A 19,691-nucleotide genomic window follows, 5' to 3' on the forward strand; every position below is an offset into this window, starting at 1 on the left:
CGCCCGGCCGTTGGCCCGCTCAGCTCTGGGAGCCGGAGCGGAGTTTGGCCAGGTCGGACTTGACGGTGTTGATCGGTATGGCGAAGCCGAGTCCCACGCTGCCGGCGCCGGCCGAGTCGGTGCCCGAGGAACCCGAGGAAGCCGAGGAGTACATAGCGGAGTTGATGCCGACGACGTTGCCGCCTGCGTCGATCAGCGCGCCGCCGGAGTTGCCCGGGTTGAGGGACGCGTCCGTCTGGAGCGCCTTGTAGGTCGTGGTGGAGGAGCCGGTGTCGCCGTTGAACTGGCGTCCGCCGAACTGGAACGGCCACCGGCCGTCGCCGCCGCCCTGCCCCTGGTTCTCGTCGGTCGAGACGGTCACGTCCCGGTTCAGGGCCGAGACGATGCCGCTGGTGACGGTGCCGGTCAGGCCCTCGGGGGAGCCGATCGCGACGACCTGGTCGCCGACCGCCACGCCGTCGGAGTCGCCGAGGGCCGCCGTCTTCAGCCCGGCGGCGCCCTCCAGCTTGATCAGGGCGAGGTCCTTGGAGCTGTCGGTGCCGACGACCTGCGCGGTGTACGCCTTGCCGTCGCTGGTGCGTGCCTTGATCGACGTGGCGCCCGCGATCACGTGGTTGTTGGTGACGATCTCGCCGTTGCCGGTGATGACCACCCCGGAGCCGGTGGAGGTGCCGTTGCTCAGGGTGGCGTTGATCTCGACGACGCTCGGGCTGACCGCCTTGGCGATCGCCGCGATGCTGCCCCGCTGGCTGGAGGGCACCACATTGGTGCTCGTGGTGCTGGAGGCGACCGTGGTCCTGCCGGTCAGTTCCTGGAAGGCGTACGCGGTCCCGCCGCCCACGGCCGCGGCCGTGATCGCCACGGCGGCGAGCAGGGCGACCGGGCCCTTGGCGCGCTTGTTCGGCGCGGGCTCGGCCGGGACGGTGGGCAGCACAGCGGTGCCGCCGTTGCCGCCCCCGTGACCGCCGTGGGCGCCCTGGGTGAACGGGGCCGGTGCGGGGTCGTACGGAGGCGGGGGCGGCCACTCCGGGTTGACGGGAGAGGAGACGGGCTGCTGCTGGCTCTCGGTCATGTCAAAGAGAGTGTCCCGGGATCATGAGAGGCTCCTGAGTCCCCGCTGAGAAGCCCGACAGAACCGCGTATGCCCGATATAAAGAGGCCCGACATGAAGAGGCCCGACATGAAGAGGCCCGACATGAAGAGGGCCGAGAGGAAGAGGCCCGAGAGGAAGAGGCCCGACATGAAGAGGCCCGAGAGGAAGAGGCCCGAGGTCCCGGTGAAGGGGCCCGGGGCTCCGGGCGGGCGAGCAGCCACCGACGCCCCGCGGCCGCACGCCCTTGCAACCGACCGGGCCCTACGGCGTCACCCGCACCCGCAGGACTTCCGCACGACCAGCCGCGACGGGAACACCCGCAGCCGCTCACGGCGGGAACCGGCGACCCGCAGCCCGTCGTCCAGCACGAGGTCGACGGCCGCCCGGGCCATCGCCGACCGGTCCGAGGCCACCGTCGTCAGCGGCGGATCCGCCAGTGCCGCCTCCTTGATGTCGTCGAACCCGGCCACCGCCAGCTCACCGGGCACGTCGATCCGCAGCTCCCGCGCGGCCCGCAGCAGTCCGAGCGCCTGGTCGTCGGTGGAGCAGAAGATCGCCGGCGGACGGTCGGGACCGGAGAGGATCTCCAGGCCCACGCGGTACGCGTCGTACCGGTTGTACGGCGCCTCGAACAGGCGCCCCTGGGTCGGCAGTCCCGCCTCGGCCATCGCGCGCCGCCAGCCCTCGACGTGGTCGGAGACGGGGTCGCCCACGGCCGGCGTCTCGGCCGTGCCGCCCATACACGCCACGTAGTCGTAGCCGTGCTCCAGCAGGTGACGTACGGCGAGCTGGGCGCCGCCGAGGTCGTCGGTGACGACGGCGACGTCGTCGATGGCCTCGGGCCGCTCGTGCAGCAGCACCACGCGGGCGTCCCACGCGTCGATCTCGGCGGCGGCGAGATCGTTCAGCGCGTGGCTCACCAGAATCAGCCCGGAGACCCGCATCCCGAGGAAGGCCCGCAGATAGTGGACCTCGCGCTCACCGACGTAGTCGGAGTTGCCGACGAGAACCATTTTTCCGCGCTCGGCGGCGGCCCACTCGACCGCGTGCGCCATCTCCCCGAAGAACGGCTGGCGCGCGTCCGGAACGATGAGACCTATCAGGTCGGTGCGGCGCGAGGCCATGGCCTGGGCGACCCGGTCGGGCCGGTACCCCAGCTCCTTGATGGCGGCGAGGACACGCTCGCGCGTGGCCGGGGCGACCGGCCGGGGTCCGTTGTTGATGACATAGCTGACCACGGCGGTGGAAGTCCCCGCCAGCCGCGCCACATCATCCCGAGTCACCTTGGCCACGCGCGGAGTCTACGCGGATGGACCCGCTCCGGGCAGGGCGTATCGAAGCTTGGATGTGCGTAAGCAATGCCCTGCCCGGGCGTCCGCTACGCCTTCGCGCGGACCTCCGCGGCGGCCGCCTCCGCCGGGGTGTCCGCATCCTCCGTCTTTGGCCGGGCCGACTCGGCCCCCGCCTCCGCCCTGTCGTTCCCGGATTCTCCCGAACGGGAGGAGCTCCCGGCCGCGCGGTCCGCCTTCTCAGGAGTAACGAATCGATAACCGACATTTCGCACGGTTCCGATCAGCGACTCGTGCTCGGGGCCGAGCTTGGCGCGCAGCCGCCGTACGTGCACGTCGACGGTCCGGGTGCCGCCGAAGTAGTCGTACCCCCACACCTCCTGCAGCAGCTGGGCGCGGGTGAAGACGCGGCCGGGGTGCTGCGCGAGGTACTTCAGCAGCTCGAACTCCTTGAAGGTGAGGTCCAGCACCCGGCCCTTGAGCTTGGCGCTGTAGGTCGCCTCGTCCACCGACAGGTCGCCGTTGCGGATCTCCATGGGGGAGTCGTCGTTGACGATCTGCTGGCGGCCCATGGCCAGCCGCAGCCGGGCCTCGACCTCGGCCGGACCCGCGGTGTCCAGGAGCACGTCGTCGATGCCCCAGTCGGCGGTCACGGCCGCCAGGCCGCCCTCCGTCACGACCAGCACGAGCGGGCAGCCGGGGCCCGTGGAGCGCAGCAACTGGCACAGGCTGCGCACCTGCGGCAGGTCGCGCCGCCCGTCGACCAGGATGACGTCGGCACCCGGGGTGTCGACCAGTGCGGGTCCCTCCGCCGGAGCCACGCGCACGTTGTGCAGCAGCAGGCCGAGGGCGGGAAGCACCTCCGCCGACGGCTGGAGGGCGTTGGTCAGGAGCAGCAGCGAACTCATCGCACGCCTCCCCCGAGCTCTCGGCTTCGCCCGGGCAGGGGGGATCCCCATGCCTGGGCCGTCATGCGTCCGTGCACGGTTGGCTCGCCCATGTCGTCTGGTTCCTCCTCGGTCCCGGCGAGGACATCGCGGCACTGCTTCGTACGGTGGTGCGGATCCCGTGCCCCTGGGACCCGCCGCGGCCCCGGAGAGCCACCGTGCGATCGACGGCCCCGTACACCTGCGGTTTACCGCCTCGTATACAACGCTTCCGAAAGCACAAAAGGACCCGGGGGCTTCGCTGCCCGAGTCCTCTTCACAGCACAATAGCCGACATGAGCTCGGGTTCGGCAGGTCATGTGGTCCGTTCGTCGGTCGTCCCGAAGTGTGAGACGCCGCCACGTACACGTGTCAGGACGTTCCTGCGCACCTCGGACGGGGTGCGGATCGACGCCGCATACGAACCGGGTGCGGTCGTGCACGACGCCCCGGCCGACGCCCGTCCGGCACCCGACGGCGACCTGGTGTTCGTGATCGCGCACGGCTTCACGGGCGACCTGGACAAGCCGCACGTGCGCCGGGTCGCGGAGGCGTTCGCGCAGTACGGAGCCGTGGTCACGTTCTCCTTCCGCGGGCACGGGGCCTCCGGTGGACGCTCGACGGTCGGCGACCGCGAGGTGTTCGACCTCGCGGCGGCGGTGGCCTGGGCGCGGGGCTTCGGGCACGCGCGCGCGGCGACCGTCGGCTTCTCCATGGGCGGCTCGGTGGTGCTGCGGCACGCTGCCCTGCACGGCCGGCCGGGCGGCCCGGAGCAGGAGGGGCGCACGGAGGCACACACCGACGCCGTCGTCTCCGTGAGCGCGCCCGCCCGCTGGTACTACCGGGGCACCGCGCCCATGCGCCGGCTGCACTGGCTGGTGACCCGCCCCGAGGGCCGTCTGGTGGGCCGCTACGGACTGCGCACGCGGATCCACCACCGCGACTGGGACCCGGTTCCGCTCTCCCCGGTGGAGGCGGTCCCGCGGATCGCGCCCACACCCCTGCTGATCGTGCACGGCGACCGGGACGGCTACTTCCCGGTCGACCACCCCCGGATGCTGGCATCGGCCGCCGGTGACCACGGCGAACTCTGGCTGGAGCCCGGCATGGGCCACGCCGAGCACGCGGCCGCCGACGCGCTGCTGCACCGCATCGCGGACTGGGCCGTCGCCCGGGCGGGCTAGCCTGAGGCTGTTCATTACCGAGTGACTCGAGGGACGGGATGGCAAAGGTCACGGTGCGCTACTGGGCGGCGGCGAAGGCCGCGGCCGGGGTCGCCGAGGAGCCGTACGAGGCGGCGACGCTCGCCGAGGCGCTCGACGCGGTGCGCGAGCGGCACCCCGGCGAACTGGCCCGCGTCCTGCGGCGCTGCTCGTTCCTCATCGACGGTGACCCCGTCGGGACGCGCGGACATGAGACGGTACGGCTGACCGAGGGCGGCACGGTCGAGGTGCTCCCCCCGTTCGCAGGAGGGTGAGCGATGACCGACCGGCCGTATGAGGGGTCCCCGTACGAGGGGTACGAGGGGCACCAGGGTTACGACCCGTACGCACAGCAGTATTCGCAGGGGTCCCAGCAGCGGTACCCGCATCAGCAGGAGCCGCAGCACCAGCAGCACGGGCAACAGCCCCAGCAGCACGGGCAACAGCCCCAGCAGTACGGACAGCCGCAGCACCAGCCGCAGCACCAGCAGTATGTGCAGCCGCAGCCGCAGCAGCAGGCCTGGCCCGGGCAGCACCAGGCCTACGAGGACCCGCAGGCCGCCCAGCAGTACACGCAGCAGTGGCAGGGGCAGACCTGGGAGACCCAGACCCAGGCCCACGCGCACCAGCAGCCCGTCGCTGCCGCGGAGACCGCGTACCTGCCTCCGCTGGGGCATCAGCAGGCGGCGGCCGCGGCGGCCCACGGCGTTCCGGGCACCACCGGGCCCGGCACCGGCCACCCCGGCACCGGCCACGGCGCGGCGGCCGCCTTCGCGGCGCCGGTCACCGAGCCGCCGGCCTCCGAGCCGCGGCGGGCTCAGCCGTCCTCGGCCGGATCCGAGGGGGAGCCCGCCTACGGACCGGCCACCGTGGCCGGCAACACGCGGGTCACCGGCGCCCAGCGGGCCCGCGCCGAGGGGCGTTCGCCGATCATCGACCCCGGCATGCAGCCGGCCGCGCTGACGGCGCTGCTGGGGCTGCTCCTGGCCGGGGCGGCGGAGCTCGGCACATACGCGCTGCTGCTGCCGCTGGTCGTCCTCCAGGGCGTGACCGCCGCGGGCTGGTTCCGGCTCAACGGCATGTGGCCGGCGCGCCAGGGCATCGCGCTGGCCTTCGCCGGGGCGCTGGTCGCGGACGTCGCGGTGCTGGGGGCGGGCCGGGAGCACGCACCGGCCGCGATCCTCGGCACCCTCGGCGTGTGGGTGCTGCTCGCTCTCGTTCTGCAGCTGCGGTCCCACGCCGACCCGGACGAGCGGATGTACGGCCTGATGGCCGCCGTGGCCTCGGCGGCGCTGGCGATCGTCGCGACCGGCCATCTGGCCGCCGGGGCGGACGCGGTGGCGGTCGGTGCGTCGGCGGTCGCGGTCGCCGTCCTGGCGCGTGCGCTGCCGCTGCCGACGGCGGCCTCGGTGGTCGTCGCGGTGCTCGCGGCGGCCGGAGCGGGTATCGCGGTCGGCGGCATGACGGGACTGGGCGCGAAGGGCGCGCTGCTCGGCGCGGGCGCCGGGGTGTGCGCCCTGATCGGCCACCGGGTGGCCGCCTACGACTTCCCCTCGCGCTTCGTGCACTTCACCGCAGGTGTCGCCCTGCCGCTGACGGCCGCGGCCCCGGTGGTCTGGGTACTGGGGCGGGCACTGGGCTAGGGGGTGTCGTGTGGATCAGCGCGGGTCCGCGACGCCTGGCACGGCACCTCGCCGCGTTGTCGCATCACCCGAGTACGCCCGGTACGCGGGTGATGCTCCGCCTTGCGATGCACCGCACCATGCGCCGCGGCCTGATCCGCGGTGATCCACACGACACCCCATAGGGCCTGGATCGTGCGGCCCCGTGGGGCCAGGTCCGGCCCCCACGGGGCCGGGTGTGTCTGTCACAGATGATCGACAGTTTTTCGGCCCCCCTTGCCCGGAGGGTTACGCTCACGCCGGACGACCACCCGGTCGTCTCGTGGAGGATCGAACGCCTAGGTGGGGGAAACACCGCATGCGCGCGCTGCGAATACTTCTGATCGTCGTCGTGATCCTGGGCGGGCTGTTCGTGGCCGCCGACCGGCTCGCGGTGCACTTCGCGGAGGGCGAGGCGGCCGACAAGCTGAAGACGACCGAGAGCCTGGCCGGCACACCGGACGTGTCCATCAAGGGCTTCCCCTTCCTGACCCAGGTGGCGAGCGGCGAGCTCGACGACGTCGAGGTCGGCATCAAGAACTACGAAGCCACCACCGGCAACGGCGCGCAGAAGATCCGCATCGACAACCTCAAGGCCGACATGAAGGGCGTCGCGTTCTCCGGCGACTACAGCTCGGCCACCGCGTCCAGCGCCACCGGCACCGCGACCATCGGCTACGACGAGCTGCTGAAGACGGCCAAGTCGGAGCCCACCCAGGTCGCCCCCGGCGTCACCGCCCGGGTGACCGGTCTGTCCGACGGCGGCAACGGCAAGATCAAGGTCGCGGTCGAGGCCACGGTGTTCGGCACCAAGCTGCCCGAGCCGGTGTACGTGCTCAGCTCGGTCACGGTCCAGGACAACAAGGTGCGGGTGCACGCCGACACCGTGCCCAGGCTCGGCGGGGTCGCGCTCGCCGAGAACCGCATCCGGACGATCACCGACTTCCAGCAGGTGATCGACCGGCTGCCGGGCGGCATCCAGCTGGACAAGGTGGAGGCGGCCAAGGACGGCGTGGAGATCACCGTGAAGGGTTCGAACGTCAGGCTCGCCGGGTAGGGACGCAGGGCGGCGGACGGACGGGTGTCCGACAGACGAGACGACCCTGTCCGTACCGCAGATGTGACAGGCAGGACAGGCGCCCGGAGGCCGTGCGGGGACGGCTCGGGCGCCTTTCTCATCCCGTATTGCGGACGATCGCATCTCAGCATCCGACACGACGGTGACATGGCCGCCTGTCCGTCCCTACGATCGACCGCATGAAGCGACAGGCGGATCTCACGAAGCGGCGGGCAGTAGACCTGTGCCGCGTTGCCGCCATGCTCTGTCGCCCCTTCTGAGCGGGAGTTCCGTCTCCCGTATCGCCTGGCCCCGCACCCGAACCCGGGCCAATCCGTGCGCGTGTACGCACCGCTCAACCGCGTACCCGCGCGCCCCTCGCACTCGCACGCCCCGCCGTAACTGCCCCGGAGGAGATTGAGCATGAGCCGCAGCGACGTCCTGGTCGACGCCGACTGGCTTCAGGAGCACCTGGACGACACCAGCATCGCCATCGTCGAGGTGGACGAGGACACGTCGGCCTACGACAAGAACCACATCAAGAACGCCATCCGGATCGACTGGACCAAGGACCTCCAGGACCCGGTCCGCCGTGACTTCATCGACCAGGCCGGCTTCGAGAAGCTCCTGTCGGAGAAGGGCATCGCCAACGACCACACGGTGATCCTCTACGGCGGCAACAACAACTGGTTCGCCTCGTACGCCTACTGGTACTTCAAGCTGTACGGCCACGAGAACGTCAAGCTCCTCGACGGCGGCCGCAAGAAGTGGGAGCTGGACGCCCGCGAGCTGGTCGACGGCACCGACGTGCCCGAGCGCCCGGCGACCGCGTACAAGGCCCAGCCGCAGGACGCCTCCATCCGCGCCTTCCGCGACGACGTGGTGGCCGCGATCGGCGCGCAGAACCTGGTCGACGTCCGCTCGCCCGACGAGTTCTCCGGCAAGCTGCTCGCCCCGGCGCACCTGCCGCAGGAGCAGTCGCAGCGCCCCGGTCACGTCCCGACCGCCCGCAACATCCCGTGGTCGAAGAACGCCAACGACGACGGCACGTTCAAGTCGGACGCGGAGCTCAAGGAGCTCTACACCAAGGAGAACGTCGACCTGGCCCGGGACACCATCGCCTACTGCCGTATCGGTGAGCGCTCCGCGCTGACCTGGTTCGTGCTGCACGAGCTGCTCGGCGTGCAGAACGTCAAGAACTACGACGGCTCCTGGACCGAGTACGGCTCCCTGGTGGGTGTGCCGATCGAGCTCGGCGCCGGCAAGTAAAGACCGTTTCGACCTTATCTGACCTCTGGAGAAGCACATGTGTGGAGCGAAGGCCGGCGGCCCGGACGCCTCGACGATCAAGCCCGGTGAGACCACGATCCAGGGTCAGGTGACCCGTGACGGCGAGCCGGTGACGGGGTATGTCCGTCTGCTGGACTCGACCGGTGAGTTCACCGCGGAGGTTCCGACCTCCGCCACGGGCCAGTTCCGGTTCTACGCGGCAGAGGGCACCTGGACCCTCCGGGCCCTCGTGCCCGGTGCCAGTGCCGACCGCACGGTGGTCGCTCAGAAGGGCGGCCTCGCCGAGGTCGCGATCGCGGTCTGAGCCGGCCGGCGACCGAAGGGCCGCACCCCCCGGGTTGGACGCCTGGGGTGCGGCCCTTCGGCATGCCGGGCCTACGCTGGTCGTATGTACGCACGGCGGCGTCACGTGTACTTCGCGATGATGGGCATCTGCATCGCGCTGTTCGTCCTCGCCTGGGGAGTCGTGCGCCTGTGGTCGGTCCCCGCCGCGGTCGGCATGTGCGTGGTGGCCATGGTGATCCCGCCGGTGGCCGCCATGGTCGCCAACCGCCGCGGCCCCGAGGACCGCTGGTGGGACGACCCCTCCGGCGACCCCCAGTCCGACGAGTGGTGGGACGAGCTGGACGGCAAGAAACGCAGATGAGGGGCGCGTCTCAGTAGACGAGCGCCTGTGTCTCGTCGCCCAGCGCCTCCTGCACGAAGACCTGCGCGCCCGCGATCCGTACGCCGTCGATGACGTCGTTCTCCGTGATCTCACGGCGGGCCGCGCACTGGGTGCACAGGGTGATGCGGCCGGCCGCCAGGATCGAGTCGATCAGGTCGGGCAGCGGCGCCGCGTGCGGGAGCGCGAACTCGGCGGCGCGGCCCGGCAGCGCGAACCACGAGGACTCCCCGGTCAGCCACAGGGAGACGTCGACGCCACTGGCCACGGCCACCGCCGCGACCGTGAACGCCTGTGAGCACCGTTCGGGGGCATCGGCCCCCGCCGTCACCTTGATCACGAGCTTCTTCGCCATGGCCGCATCGTAAGAGGTGCGCCAGGCCCACCTCACCAAGAGGGCCGGGCCCCGGCCGACTAAGCTGGGGCCCGGCCCTGTGTAGCTACCGCACCCTGCTCAACCGAGGAGCACCCCGTGGAGATCTTCTTCGAAACCCTGCTGGTCCTGGTCTGCGTCGGCGTCCTCGCCTTCGCCGGGCTGACCGTGAAGAAGCTGTACCAGGGCCAGCGCTGACCCAAGACCCCTCCCCGACGGCCACGACGAAAAGCTGCTCATGATCGAGATCCCGTCCGACCTGCACAAGGACCTCGTCCCGCTCGCCTTCCTGCTCGGCAACTGGGCCGGCGCGGGCGTGCACGACTTCCCCGGCTCACAGAAGTGCAACTTCGGCCAGGAGGTCACCTTCACGCACGACGGCCGGGACTTCCTGGAGTACCAGTCCCGCACCTGGGTGCTGGACAACGACGGCAACAAGGTCCGCCCCCTGGAGTCCGAGTTCGGCTTCTGGCGGATCGACGCGGACCGCAGGGTCGAGGTCACGATGACCCGCGACGACGGCGTCGTCGAGATCTGGTACGGCGAGCTGGCCGACAGGAAGCCGCAGATCGACCTGGTCACGGACGCCGTGGCGCGCACCGCCGCCGCCCGCCCCTACACCGGCGGCAAGCGACTGTACGGCTACGTCAAGAGCGACCTGATGTGGGTGGGCGAGAAGCAGACCCCCGAGGTCGAGCTGCGCCCCTACATGTCCGCCCACCTGAAGAAGGTCGTCACCCCGGAGGAGGTCGAGCGCTGGGCCAAGACCCTCCCCGACGACCTGCCGGACGACGGGATCGCCTTCTTCAAGTAGGCCGCCCGGTTTCGGCCGTTGGTTTCGGCCGTGCTGTTTCGGTCGTCCGGTTTCCGGCGGGCCGTCCAGCGAGCACGCCGCTGCGGCCGTCCTAGACTTTCAGTGTGGTGAGCACCGACTGGAAGACTGACCTGCGGCAGCGCGGCTACCGGCTGACCCCGCAGCGGCAACTCGTGCTCGAAGCCGTGGACAGCCTGGAGCACGCGACCCCCGACGACATCCTCAGCGAGGTGAGGAAGACGGCGTCGGGGGTCAACATTTCCACCGTGTACCGGACCCTGGAGCTCCTGGAGGAGCTCGGGCTGGTCAGCCACGCCCACCTCGGGCACGGCGCGCCGACGTACCACCTGGCCGACCGGCACCACCACCTCCACCTCGTGTGCCGCGACTGCACGAACGTCATCGAGGCCGACCTGTCGGTGGCCGCCGAGTTCACCGCCAAACTGCGTGCCGAGTTCGGCTTCGACACCGACATGAAGCACTTCGCGATCTTCGGCCGGTGCAAGGACTGCTCGCTCAAGGGCTCAACTACCAAGTCGTAGGCTGTGTCCATGAAGAGCCCCCTGCTGTCGCTGCCCGGCGCCGTCCCCGCCGAGGGCGTGGACGAAGGCGTCGCCGCCCACTACGGCGAACTGTTCCGCGAGCAGCGTGCCCTTGCCGACGGCACCGGATTCGTCGACCTGTCCCACCGCGGCGTCGTCACCGTCTCCGGCGAGGACCGGCTGAGCTGGCTGCACCTGCTGCTCACCCAGCACGTCAGCGAGCTGCCGGCCGGCGAGGCCACCGAGGCGCTGATCCTTTCCGCGCACGGCCACATCGAGCACGCCCTGTACCTGGTGGACGACGGGGAGACGGTCTGGGCCCACGTGGAGCCCGGCACCCAGGACGCGCTGATCGCGTACCTGGAGTCGATGAAGTTCTTCTACCGGGTCGACGTCGCCGACCGCACCGGCGAGTTCGCGGTGGTGCACCTGCCCGCCGGTTCGATCACCGAGGTGCCCGAGGGCGTCGTCGTGCGGGAGACCGCGCACGGACGTGACCTCTTCCTGCCCCGCGCGGACCTGGAGTCGTACGCGGAGAAGGCCGGTTGGCCGGCCGGGATCCTCGCCTACGAGGCACTGCGCGTCGAGCAGCACCGGCCCCGGCTGGGCTTCGAGACGGACCACCGCACCATCCCGCACGAGCTCGGGTGGATCGGCACGGCCGTCCACCTCCAGAAGGGCTGCTACCGCGGCCAGGAGACCGTGGCCCGGGTGCAGAACCTCGGCAAGCCCCCGCGCCGCCTGGTCTTCCTGCACCTCGACGGCAGCGAGGTGCACCTGCCGGTGCACGGCACCGAGATCCGCCTCGCCGACGAAGGCCCCGACGGCCGGAAGATCGGCTTCGTGACCACGTCGGTACGCCACCACGAACTCGGCCCGATCGCCCTGGCCCTGGTCAAACGGAACATCCCGGTCGACGCACGGCTGATGGCGGGGGAGACGGCGGCCGCGCAGGAAGTCGTCGTCGAGCCGTAGGACCTGTCCGGCGGGCCGTGCCCGGCCGGCTCACATCTCCAGCAGGACGGTGAACGGGCCGTCGTTCGTCAGCGACACCCGCATCCGCGCGCCGAACCGGCCCGTCGCCACCGTCGCGCCCAGCGAGCGCAGCTGGGCTACCACCTCGTCGACGAGCGGTTCGGCCACCTCGCCGGGGGCTGCGGCGTTCCAGGTGGGGCGGCGGCCCTTGCGGGCGTCGCCGTAGAGGGTGAACTGGCTGACGACCAGCAGCGGGGCGCCGGTGTCGCTGCACGACTTCTCGTCGTGCAGCATCCGCAGCGACCACAGCTTGCGGGCCAGCTGCGCCGCCTTCTCCTCGGTGTCCTCGTGGGTGACCCCGACGAGGACGCAGAGCCCCTCGCCCTCGATGGCCCCCACCGTCTCGCCGTCCACGACGACACTCGCGCCGTCCACCCTCTGCACCACTGCACGCATGCCGACCATGATGCCGGGCGGCCCCGGCCGCACCGAGGTCGGCCCGCGCTCGGCCGGTAGCCGCACGGCGGTCGGCCCGCAGTGGCTCCATACAGTGCCTCCAACCACTTCTTAACCCCCCATCCGGGGTTGATCAGGTGCACTCGGGCACATACTGGCTACGTGGGGTGGCACGATGCTTTTGTACGCGCCGGTAGAGGGGACGGTTGAGGCCCATGAGCACATCGAGTACTGAGCAGCAGCCCGGGGTGGTCTCGCTGATCCGCGCGGGAGGTCCGGAGAGCCACCGGCCACCCGTGCAGCGCACCGACAGCCCGTGCCTGCCCGTGGACCCTCCGCCGAGCTCTCCTGGAAACGGCTGCCCCCAGCCGCACGACCTGACCGCGCCGAGTCTGCCGGAGCTGCGTGCGCTGCGCCGGCAGGCGCAGCGGGACGAGGCCGACCTGAGTTATGTGCGGCGGCTGCTGCAGGGGCGGATCGACATCCTGCGCGCGGAGCTCGCCCGGCGCGGGCCCGCACCGGTCGTGGACACCGGCGCCGAACAGATGGAGACGGCCGGGCAGCCGTCCGTCGTGGAGCGGCTCGCGGAGATCCTCAAGGACGCACCGGCGCAGCACCGCTCCTCGGCCCGGCATGTGACCCTCGGCACCCCGCAGAGCGAGGAGTCCCGGCAGCTCGCCGCGGAGATGCTCGCCGAGGTCGAGCTGTCGGACCTCGGCGCCCGCACCGACCTGGAACTGGGCGCGGCCATGGGGCGGCTCGTGCGCTACGAGCAGCAGGTGTCCCGGCGCCGCCAGCAGCTGCAGCGCACCACCGACGACTGCAGTGCGGAAATCGCCCGCAGGTACCGTGAGGGGGAAGCACAGGTGGAGGACCTGCTCACATGACTCACGTGACGCGGCGGCTCCGGAGACCGCGGGGCGCGCGTGGGGCAGGACTCGCCCTGTTCCTCCGCTGACTCCGGAAGGCCACCGCCGAGCCCGGACGCCGAAAACCCCGCGACATACCGGACGCCGTGGCCCTACCGTCGGTCCATGACTGGCGCCCGCCCCGACATCGACGTACGCCCGATCACCGAGGCCGAGATCCCCGACTGGATCCGCGCCCTGCACACCGGCTTCCTGCAAAGCCCCGAGGTCGGCGACCAGGAGATCGCCGAGCGCGGCCCGTCGCTGCTGAGGTCCCGTACCCTCGGCGCCTTCGACGCGGGCCGGTGCGTGGCGACGTTCCGCTCCTTCGACCAGGAGCTCACCGCGGTCGGCGGTGCTCCGGTCCCCGCGGACGCCATCTCCAATGTCGCCGTCGTCGCCACCCACCGCCGCCGCGGCCTGCTCACCCGGATGATGGTCCAGGACCTGGCGGCCGCGAAGGACCGGGGCGATGTCGTCGCCACCCTGATCGCGGCCGAGTACCCGATCTACGGTCGCTATGGTTTCGGCCCCGCCACCTGGACGACCGAATGGACGATCGACGTGCCCCGGGCGGGCCTCGACCTCCGCAGGCCGGTCCCGGACGACGGCGGTCTCGTCGAGCTCGTGAACGGCGACGACGTACGCAAGCTCGGTCCCGAGCTGCACGAGCGGCTGCGCCGTGCCCAGCCCGGCGCCATCAACCGCGACGAGCGCTGGTGGCAGGTCAACACGGGCCTGCTGCGGCTGGGCCGCCCCTGGACGGAGCCCTTCTACGCCGTGTACCGGGCGGCGGACGGCACCGTCGAGGGTCTGGTCGCATACGTGTGCGACGACGTCTGGGGGGACGGCAAGCAGCCGCTCGACACGGCCACCGTGAAGGGCCTCATCGCGGTGAGCCCGGCCGCCGAACGCGCCCTGTGGCGCTATCTGTGCTCGATCGACTGGGTCACGAAGGTCAGAAGCGGCTGGCGGGCCCCCGACGACCTGCTCCCCTTCTTCCTGCCCGACCCGCGCGCGGCGCGGATCACCACGCAGGCGGACTGGCTGTGGGTGCGGATCCTGGATGTCGTGCGGGCCCTCGAGGCGCGGACGTACCAGGCGGCGGGGGAGCTGGTGCTGGAGATCGCCGACCCGGCCGGCCTGGCCGGTGGCCGGTGGCGGCTGGAGGCGTCGGCCGACGGGGCGTCGTGCACTCCGACGACGCGGTCCGCCGACCTCGCCCTCGACGTGGCGGAGCTGGCGACCCTGTGGCTCGGCGACGAGTCGGCGGTGCGGCTCGCGGCGCTCGGCCGGGTACGGGAGGAACGAGCGGGCGCCGCCGAAGTGGCCGACGCCCTGCTGCGCACGTCCAGGCGGCCTTGGTGCCCGGACATGTTCTGAGCGCTCCTTCCTGCCGACGACAGGGACGACGCATCCGTAGCGTGCCTGTTCAGTTGTGGCTGTGCGACGTGCTGTTCGGTTGTGGCTGTGCGACGGCTGTTCGGTTGTGACTGTGCCGTGGTGTGGAGTTGTGACTGTGCTCCGGTTGGCGCCGACCGACCGAGCTCCCGGCTCCCCTCCGGAAGGGAACCCGGTCCGACCTTCCCCAACTGTCACCCTGGTGGCCAACACTTGGGAAGCTTGACCATGTTGTGCAAGTTGGCTACCAACTTCACTCCTCTTATCTCCACTTGGGTGCGTCTCATAACCACCTTTCCGGAAACTGCCCGAGGATGGCGGGAAGTCGCGCATCGTCCGGGTCTTCGTGGGCGACTCACAGGGTGGGACCGGCGACCAGCACCGCCAGCACCACCGCCCCTATGGAGCTGATGACCGGGCTCTTGGCCTTGATGCCGACGGTGAGCAGCAGCAGGCCGACGATGCCCGTCGCGCCGTACTTCCACTGGACGAGCTGCTCGAAGCCGAGGACGAAGACTGCGGAGAGAAGAGCGAGGACGGGCACGGCGAATCCCCCTTCGGGCTTCCGGGGCGGGACGGGAGTGGGGGTGGACACGGGAAGCAAAACTTCCGCCAACTCGACCAAGTTGGCAACCAACTCTGCTTATGTTGTCCCCACTTGGCAGCTACCTATAAACAGGTTTCAAACAACTCCCCATAGATGGATGAGAGTTGTAGCTTTTGGTCGTGACCCAGGAGAGTGTGGCAGTGAACGGCAGCAGAAAGAGCTCGCCCCAGGAGATCGCCGACACCCTGCGGGAACGCATCCGCGCCGGAGAGCTCAAGCCGGGCGACCGCCTGCCCACCCAGGCCGAACTCGCCGAGGAGTTCCACGTGGAGCGCGGCACCGTCCGCCAGGCCCTCCGCGCCCTTCAGGACGACGGCCTGCTCAGCAACGTGAGCAAGGGCAGCCCGCCCAGGATCGCCGTCCCGGCCCCGGCGCGTACGGAGCCCCAGCCGACCATGGTGGGGCTGGCGTCCCGGCTCGCCGAGGCCTTCTCCGCCCGGCAGGTACGGGTCGACGCGGCGTGCCTGACGGCCGAGACCCTGATGCTGGCACTCGGTGAGCCCGTCCGGCTGATCCACGAGGGGCGCCTGCGTCCCGAGTCGATCGACGTGCGCATCCTGCTGCCGTCCCGGGACATCACCCTGGCCTTCCCGATCTCGGTGGACGGTCCCGGCGAGGACGACCCGGTCCACCAGCGGTGGCTGGCGCAGCGCAACGCCCAGGGGCAGGTCCTCCAGCACAACCTCCGCGCGCTGCGCTTCTCCCACGGCATCGACGTGCGGGTGACCTTCCGCGCGCTGCCCTTCACCCCGCCGGTCAAGCTGTACCTGCTCAACGGCGAGGAGGCGCTGATCGCGTACTACATGATCACCCGCCGGGAGGAGCCGTCGGACGACGGAACGCTGGACATGTACGACGTCCTCGGCACCGAGTCGCTGCTGTTCTCCTTCGAGAAGGGCGTTGGCAGGCGGGACGCCGCGTTCGTGCAGGAATCCCAGAAGTGGTTCGACGCCCTCTGGGAAACCATCACGACCGACCTGACACTCTCCTAGTGACTTCTGATACGACGCAGACTGAAGCGGTGGCAGCAGAGACAGGGAACGAGACCGAGAAACTGCGGGAAGTGATCACACGCGCCCGGGTCGTGCTCTGGGACTTCGACGGGCCGATCTGCCGCCTGTTCGCGGGCCACTCCGCCGAGCGGGTCGCGAGCGATCTCGTCGACTGGCTGGAGGGGCAGGGCCTGCACGGCCTGCTGACGGACGGCGAACGCGACTCCCTGGATCCGCACATCGTGTTGCGGGCCGTGGACCGCCGGCACCCCGGCAGCGACCTGGTGTCCGCCCTGGAGGAACGCCTCACCCGGGAGGAGATGCGGGCGGCGCCCACGGCGATGCCCACCGGGTACGCCGATCCGCTGATCCGTACCTGGCGCGCGGTGGGCGCCCGGCTGGCCATCGCGACCAACAACTCCCCGCGGGTCGTGCGCGCGTACCTGGAGGGCCGTGCCCTGCTGTCCTGCTTCACCCCCCACATCTACGGCCGTACCGACAACCTGCGCCACCTCAAGCCCCATCCGGACTGCCTCAACCGCGCGCTGCGGGCCACGGGCGCGGCCCCGTCCGACGCGCTGATGATCGGCGACACCCCCACCGACCACCGGGCCGCGGCGGAGGCCGGAGTCCCGTTTCTCGGCTACGCGCGCAATGCGCGCAAGGAGAAGCTGCTGCGGGAGGCCGGCGCCACGCAGATCGTGGGCTCGCTGGAGTCCGTGCTCCAGGTGCTGCGCTCCCGTCGGGCCTGAGTCATCAGCCGAAGCCCCCAAGGCCCCTGCCAAGTGGACTGGTTGCCTTGAAGTCGTCAAGGACGGGGACCCGCAGTCCCCGGGCGCCGTGTTCGTGGAGAGCCTGCAGACCTGGTTCGACTCGGTCTGGAATCACCTGGCCGTGCAGCCGGGAGGCGTGCGCTAGCATTCCCCGCACCGCGCGCGAGCGATCGCCCCCGTCCGTACGTATGGGATGGCGAGCACGCCCTCCGCGCGACTTGACGCGGGCGAGCGGCACACCACCCTTTATGGCGACTCGACCGTTTCTCAAGTCGTGTGAGCAGGAATGCAGACCTAACGTTTGCCATACCCATTTCCCGTGTGCGACTGAACCGGAGCGGCCAGTGGACGCACCTCCTGTTCCCCAGGAACCTCCCGGGGAACAAGCCGCCGACGTCCACAGAACGGCTCTGGCGGCGTTCGTGCGGACCGCCGAGTCGGGCCAGGTCAGCAGCGGGCACCACCATCGGAACTACGTCCTGCCCCTGACGGCGGACGTGGCGCCGGCGGTCGGCCGCGCGGCCGGTACCTCGGTGACGGTGCGGATACGGCGTGCCGACGCGCTCCCCGTGGTCATCAGGACCTGGCCGGAGGAGTCGGAGATCCTCGGCGCCGTCCGGGGCGTCCTGCCGCACGTACCGGAATGCCTCGTCACCGGTGACGGCTTCGCCATCCACAGCCATGTGGAGGGAGTGCCCCTGTCCAGCGTCTGCGCGAACGGCAAACCGGTCGACACGCTGCTGATGAAGGCGCTGGCGGAGCTGCTGGCCCGGATGGCCCAGGTGCGCCGGGCCGCCCTGCCCGAGCTGCCGGCGGTCTGGCCCCGCAACCACACGGACAGCCAGGGCTTCCTGCGAACACTGGCCCACCTCGCGGACGAGCAGATCCGGAAACCCAACTGGCCGTCCTTCGGTGGGCTGTTCGCGGCGCTCGGCATCCCGGAGGACGCCCTGATCCGGCTGCGGGAGCGGGTGCCCGCCATGACCCGCCGGCCCTTCAGCCTGCTCCACGCGGACCTGCACCGCGACAACCTGATCATGTCGTACGACGGCGATCCGCCCCTGATCTGCGTCGACTGGGAGCTGGCCAGTTACGGCGACCCCCTGCACGACCTGGCCACGCACCTGGTGCGCATGCAGTACCCGCCCCACCAGTGGGACGAGGTCGTCCACGCCTGGGCGGACGCCATGCGGCGGATTCGCCCGGCCGCCCTGCACGGACTGGCCAAGGACCTGCGGCACTACGTCGCCTTCGAGCGGGCGCAGTCGGTGTACCCGGACGTGATGCGGGCCGCGCGGTCGCTGGAGTCCTCCTTCGACCAGAAGAGCCTGGACGAGGCCACGTCAGCGGTGCGCCGGGCGCTGGAGGCGGCGGCCGAGCCGCTGCGGCTGCGCGGCGTGCCCGGCGAGGCCGAGATCGAGCGGATCCTCTTCCGCCGGCGCGCCTCCCGGCGGGCGGGCGGCGGCGTGAACCGCGGGAGGGGGGCCGCCGCCTTCCGCTGGACACCGGACCCACGGCTGCCGGAACACCCCTCCTTTCCGTACACCGCCGTGCAGGAGGCACTGCGCGAGGAGGGCGCTGCCCCGGCCAGCCGGGTGTTCAAGGGGACCACGCATCTCAACTCCGTGGTGTCGGTCAGCGGCGTCGACTTCCCGGTGGTGGTGCGGCGCAGGGTGGCGAACGTCTGCCGTCGGGAGCGCTCGTATCTCCACCTCAGTGAGCACGCCGTGCTGCGGGCCGTCGAACTGTCCAAGGTGCCGGTGGCGGCGCCGAGGGTGCTGGCCCTGGGCCACGGCCACCAGGGCGAACCCTTCACCATCCACACCTACGTCGGACCACGGGACGTCGGCCGGTCAGCGCCCGGCCATCCGGTGAACGGACTGCTGCCGCACGAGGCGGACGGACTGGTCGACCAGCTGTGCGCCCTGACGAGGGTGGACTACGCGCACGTGGATCCCACGGCGGGGGAGGGCGGGTTCTACGTCTGGCTGAGCGAGCAGCTGGTGGGGCTGGTGCAGGAGCTGCCGAAGGAGTCGAAGCAGCTCGCCCGGCTGCTGGGACTGCCCGACGCGCCCCGGCTCCGGCAGATCCTGGCCCGGCACCGGGTGAGCCACCGCGAACCGGTGCTGCTGCACGGGGACCTCAACCCGTGGAACCTGGTCCGCCGTGACGACCGCCTCGGGCTGACCATCATCGACTGGGAGATGGCTCTGGTCGGCGATCCCCTCTACGACCTGGTCCGGCACATGCACCTCACACCCACCAGACCGGAGATCAGGGACCGTATGTTCCGGCGCTGGGAGCGCGGACTGCCCGCCGCGTACACCCATGACTGGCACCGGGACTGGCGTGTCTACCGGTGGATCGAGATCGTCCGGTCGGCCTACGTGGACCTCGACCGGCTCGTGACCGGGGCCGGCCTGGACGCTCCGAACGTACGCCGGGCGGTGGACTCCTACGCGATGACCCTCGCGGCCGCCACCAGCTCCCTCGGCCTTCCCGTGCCCTCGACCGCCAACCCCTACCTCGCCCGGGTGTTCGCCTAGAGGGTGTCGTTCGGATCACCGCGGACCCGGGGTGATCCGAACAGACGTCGTCGCCCGCATCGTGCTGCGCCCAGTAGGAGGCTTCACCGAAGGACAGCTCATGGGCGGCCCACGGGTGCGGC

Annotated in this window: 22 protein-coding genes; 16 read left to right on the forward strand and 6 right to left on the reverse strand. The window is 71.0% G+C overall.

Features of this window, described 5'->3' with window-relative positions; genetic code table 11:
- Window positions 1-19 precede the first annotated feature (19 nt).
- The 3 genes from AB0A61_RS35255 to AB0A61_RS35265 all read right to left on the reverse strand — a co-directional run bounded on the left by AB0A61_RS35255 (window position 20) and on the right by AB0A61_RS35265 (window position 3,290).
- The gene (locus AB0A61_RS35255) at window positions 20-1,072 is read right to left on the reverse strand and encodes a trypsin-like peptidase domain-containing protein (RefSeq protein ID WP_361301793.1); all 1,053 of its coding nucleotides are present in this window, start codon (window positions 1,070-1,072) and stop codon (window positions 20-22) included.
- A 290-nt stretch (window positions 1,073-1,362) separates the two neighbouring features.
- Window positions 1,363-2,385: a LacI family DNA-binding transcriptional regulator gene (locus AB0A61_RS35260; RefSeq protein WP_361301796.1), complete on the reverse strand. Its 1,023-nt coding sequence runs from the start codon at window positions 2,383-2,385 to the stop codon at window positions 1,363-1,365.
- 86 nt (window positions 2,386-2,471) lie between these two features.
- Complete coding sequence (locus tag AB0A61_RS35265) at window positions 2,472-3,290, reverse strand: response regulator transcription factor (RefSeq protein WP_361301799.1); 819 nt, start codon at window positions 3,288-3,290, stop codon at window positions 2,472-2,474.
- A gap of 314 nt (window positions 3,291-3,604) precedes the next feature.
- Here AB0A61_RS35265 and AB0A61_RS35270 point away from each other — a divergent pair, with 314 nt between their 5' ends.
- The 8 genes from AB0A61_RS35270 to AB0A61_RS35305 all read left to right on the forward strand — a co-directional run bounded on the left by AB0A61_RS35270 (window position 3,605) and on the right by AB0A61_RS35305 (window position 9,164).
- Complete coding sequence (locus AB0A61_RS35270) at window positions 3,605-4,492, forward strand: alpha/beta fold hydrolase (protein ID WP_361301802.1); 888 nt, start codon at window positions 3,605-3,607, stop codon at window positions 4,490-4,492.
- A gap of 38 nt (window positions 4,493-4,530) precedes the next feature.
- Window positions 4,531-4,785 (forward strand): MoaD/ThiS family protein, encoded by a 255-nt coding sequence (locus tag AB0A61_RS35275; RefSeq protein WP_355900302.1) that lies wholly within the window; start codon window positions 4,531-4,533, stop codon window positions 4,783-4,785.
- Window positions 4,786-4,788: 3 nt separating this feature from the next.
- Window positions 4,789-6,153, forward strand: a complete 1,365-nt coding sequence (locus AB0A61_RS35280) for a hypothetical protein (RefSeq protein ID WP_361301805.1) — start codon at window positions 4,789-4,791, stop codon at window positions 6,151-6,153.
- Between the two features lie 337 nt (window positions 6,154-6,490).
- Window positions 6,491-7,228, forward strand: coding sequence for a DUF2993 domain-containing protein (locus tag AB0A61_RS35285; RefSeq protein WP_361301808.1), 738 nt, complete (start codon window positions 6,491-6,493; stop codon window positions 7,226-7,228).
- A gap of 200 nt (window positions 7,229-7,428) precedes the next feature.
- Window positions 7,429-7,509, forward strand: coding sequence for an Ms5788A family Cys-rich leader peptide (locus AB0A61_RS35290; protein WP_350751515.1), 81 nt, complete (start codon window positions 7,429-7,431; stop codon window positions 7,507-7,509).
- A 142-nt stretch (window positions 7,510-7,651) separates the two neighbouring features.
- Window positions 7,652-8,497, forward strand: coding sequence for a sulfurtransferase (locus AB0A61_RS35295; RefSeq protein WP_361301811.1), 846 nt, complete (start codon window positions 7,652-7,654; stop codon window positions 8,495-8,497).
- A 37-nt stretch (window positions 8,498-8,534) separates the two neighbouring features.
- Entirely contained in the window at window positions 8,535-8,822 is a 288-nt protein-coding gene (locus tag AB0A61_RS35300) for a DUF1416 domain-containing protein (RefSeq protein WP_361301814.1), read from the forward strand.
- An 84-nt stretch (window positions 8,823-8,906) separates the two neighbouring features.
- Window positions 8,907-9,164, forward strand: a complete 258-nt coding sequence (locus AB0A61_RS35305; protein WP_361301817.1) for a DUF3099 domain-containing protein — start codon at window positions 8,907-8,909, stop codon at window positions 9,162-9,164.
- 10 nt (window positions 9,165-9,174) lie between these two features.
- Here the strand turns inward: AB0A61_RS35305 and AB0A61_RS35310 are convergent, their stop codons facing one another.
- Entirely contained in the window at window positions 9,175-9,537 is a 363-nt protein-coding gene (locus AB0A61_RS35310; protein WP_361301824.1) for a DsrE family protein, read from the reverse strand.
- A 256-nt stretch (window positions 9,538-9,793) separates the two neighbouring features.
- Between AB0A61_RS35310 and AB0A61_RS35315 the strand changes: the two genes are divergently transcribed.
- From AB0A61_RS35315 to AB0A61_RS35325, 3 genes are all read left to right on the forward strand, one after another.
- Complete coding sequence (locus tag AB0A61_RS35315) at window positions 9,794-10,369, forward strand: FABP family protein (RefSeq protein ID WP_361301827.1); 576 nt, start codon at window positions 9,794-9,796, stop codon at window positions 10,367-10,369.
- Window positions 10,370-10,473: 104 nt separating this feature from the next.
- Window positions 10,474-10,911: a Fur family transcriptional regulator gene (locus AB0A61_RS35320; protein WP_361301829.1), complete on the forward strand. Its 438-nt coding sequence runs from the start codon at window positions 10,474-10,476 to the stop codon at window positions 10,909-10,911.
- Window positions 10,912-10,920: 9 nt separating this feature from the next.
- Window positions 10,921-11,886, forward strand: coding sequence for a folate-binding protein (locus AB0A61_RS35325; RefSeq protein ID WP_361301832.1), 966 nt, complete (start codon window positions 10,921-10,923; stop codon window positions 11,884-11,886).
- A 30-nt stretch (window positions 11,887-11,916) separates the two neighbouring features.
- Here the strand turns inward: AB0A61_RS35325 and dtd are convergent, their stop codons facing one another.
- Window positions 11,917-12,342, reverse strand: a complete 426-nt coding sequence (gene dtd / locus AB0A61_RS35330; protein ID WP_361301835.1) for a D-aminoacyl-tRNA deacylase — start codon at window positions 12,340-12,342, stop codon at window positions 11,917-11,919.
- A gap of 215 nt (window positions 12,343-12,557) precedes the next feature.
- Here dtd and AB0A61_RS35335 point away from each other — a divergent pair, with 215 nt between their 5' ends.
- Together AB0A61_RS35335 and AB0A61_RS35340 are read left to right on the forward strand one after the other, a co-directional pair.
- On the forward strand, window positions 12,558-13,229 hold the full coding sequence (locus tag AB0A61_RS35335) for an aerial mycelium formation protein (RefSeq protein ID WP_361301838.1): 672 nt from the start codon (window positions 12,558-12,560) through the stop codon (window positions 13,227-13,229).
- A 147-nt stretch (window positions 13,230-13,376) separates the two neighbouring features.
- Window positions 13,377-14,633 (forward strand): GNAT family N-acetyltransferase, encoded by a 1,257-nt coding sequence (locus AB0A61_RS35340; RefSeq protein ID WP_361301841.1) that lies wholly within the window; start codon window positions 13,377-13,379, stop codon window positions 14,631-14,633.
- A gap of 373 nt (window positions 14,634-15,006) precedes the next feature.
- On the opposite strand, the gene AB0A61_RS35345 is transcribed toward AB0A61_RS35340, so the two are convergent.
- Window positions 15,007-15,195 (reverse strand): hypothetical protein, encoded by a 189-nt coding sequence (locus AB0A61_RS35345; protein ID WP_361301856.1) that lies wholly within the window; start codon window positions 15,193-15,195, stop codon window positions 15,007-15,009.
- Between the two features lie 176 nt (window positions 15,196-15,371).
- On the opposite strand from AB0A61_RS35345, the gene AB0A61_RS35350 reads away from it, so the two are divergent.
- The 3 genes from AB0A61_RS35350 (at window position 15,372) to AB0A61_RS35360 (ending at window position 19,569) form a co-directional block, all read left to right on the forward strand.
- Window positions 15,372-16,250 (forward strand): GntR family transcriptional regulator, encoded by an 879-nt coding sequence (locus AB0A61_RS35350; RefSeq protein ID WP_361301844.1) that lies wholly within the window; start codon window positions 15,372-15,374, stop codon window positions 16,248-16,250.
- 29 nt (window positions 16,251-16,279) lie between these two features.
- Window positions 16,280-17,002: an HAD family hydrolase gene (locus AB0A61_RS35355; RefSeq protein ID WP_361301847.1), complete on the forward strand. Its 723-nt coding sequence runs from the start codon at window positions 16,280-16,282 to the stop codon at window positions 17,000-17,002.
- Window positions 17,003-17,367: 365 nt separating this feature from the next.
- On the forward strand, window positions 17,368-19,569 hold the full coding sequence (locus AB0A61_RS35360; RefSeq protein WP_361301850.1) for an aminoglycoside phosphotransferase family protein: 2,202 nt from the start codon (window positions 17,368-17,370) through the stop codon (window positions 19,567-19,569).
- Window positions 19,570-19,691: the final 122 nt, after the last annotated feature.

The sequence above is a fragment of the Streptomyces sp. NPDC046197 genome, from assembly GCF_040646295.1.
In the GTDB taxonomy this organism is placed as follows: domain Bacteria; phylum Actinomycetota; class Actinomycetes; order Streptomycetales; family Streptomycetaceae; genus Streptomyces.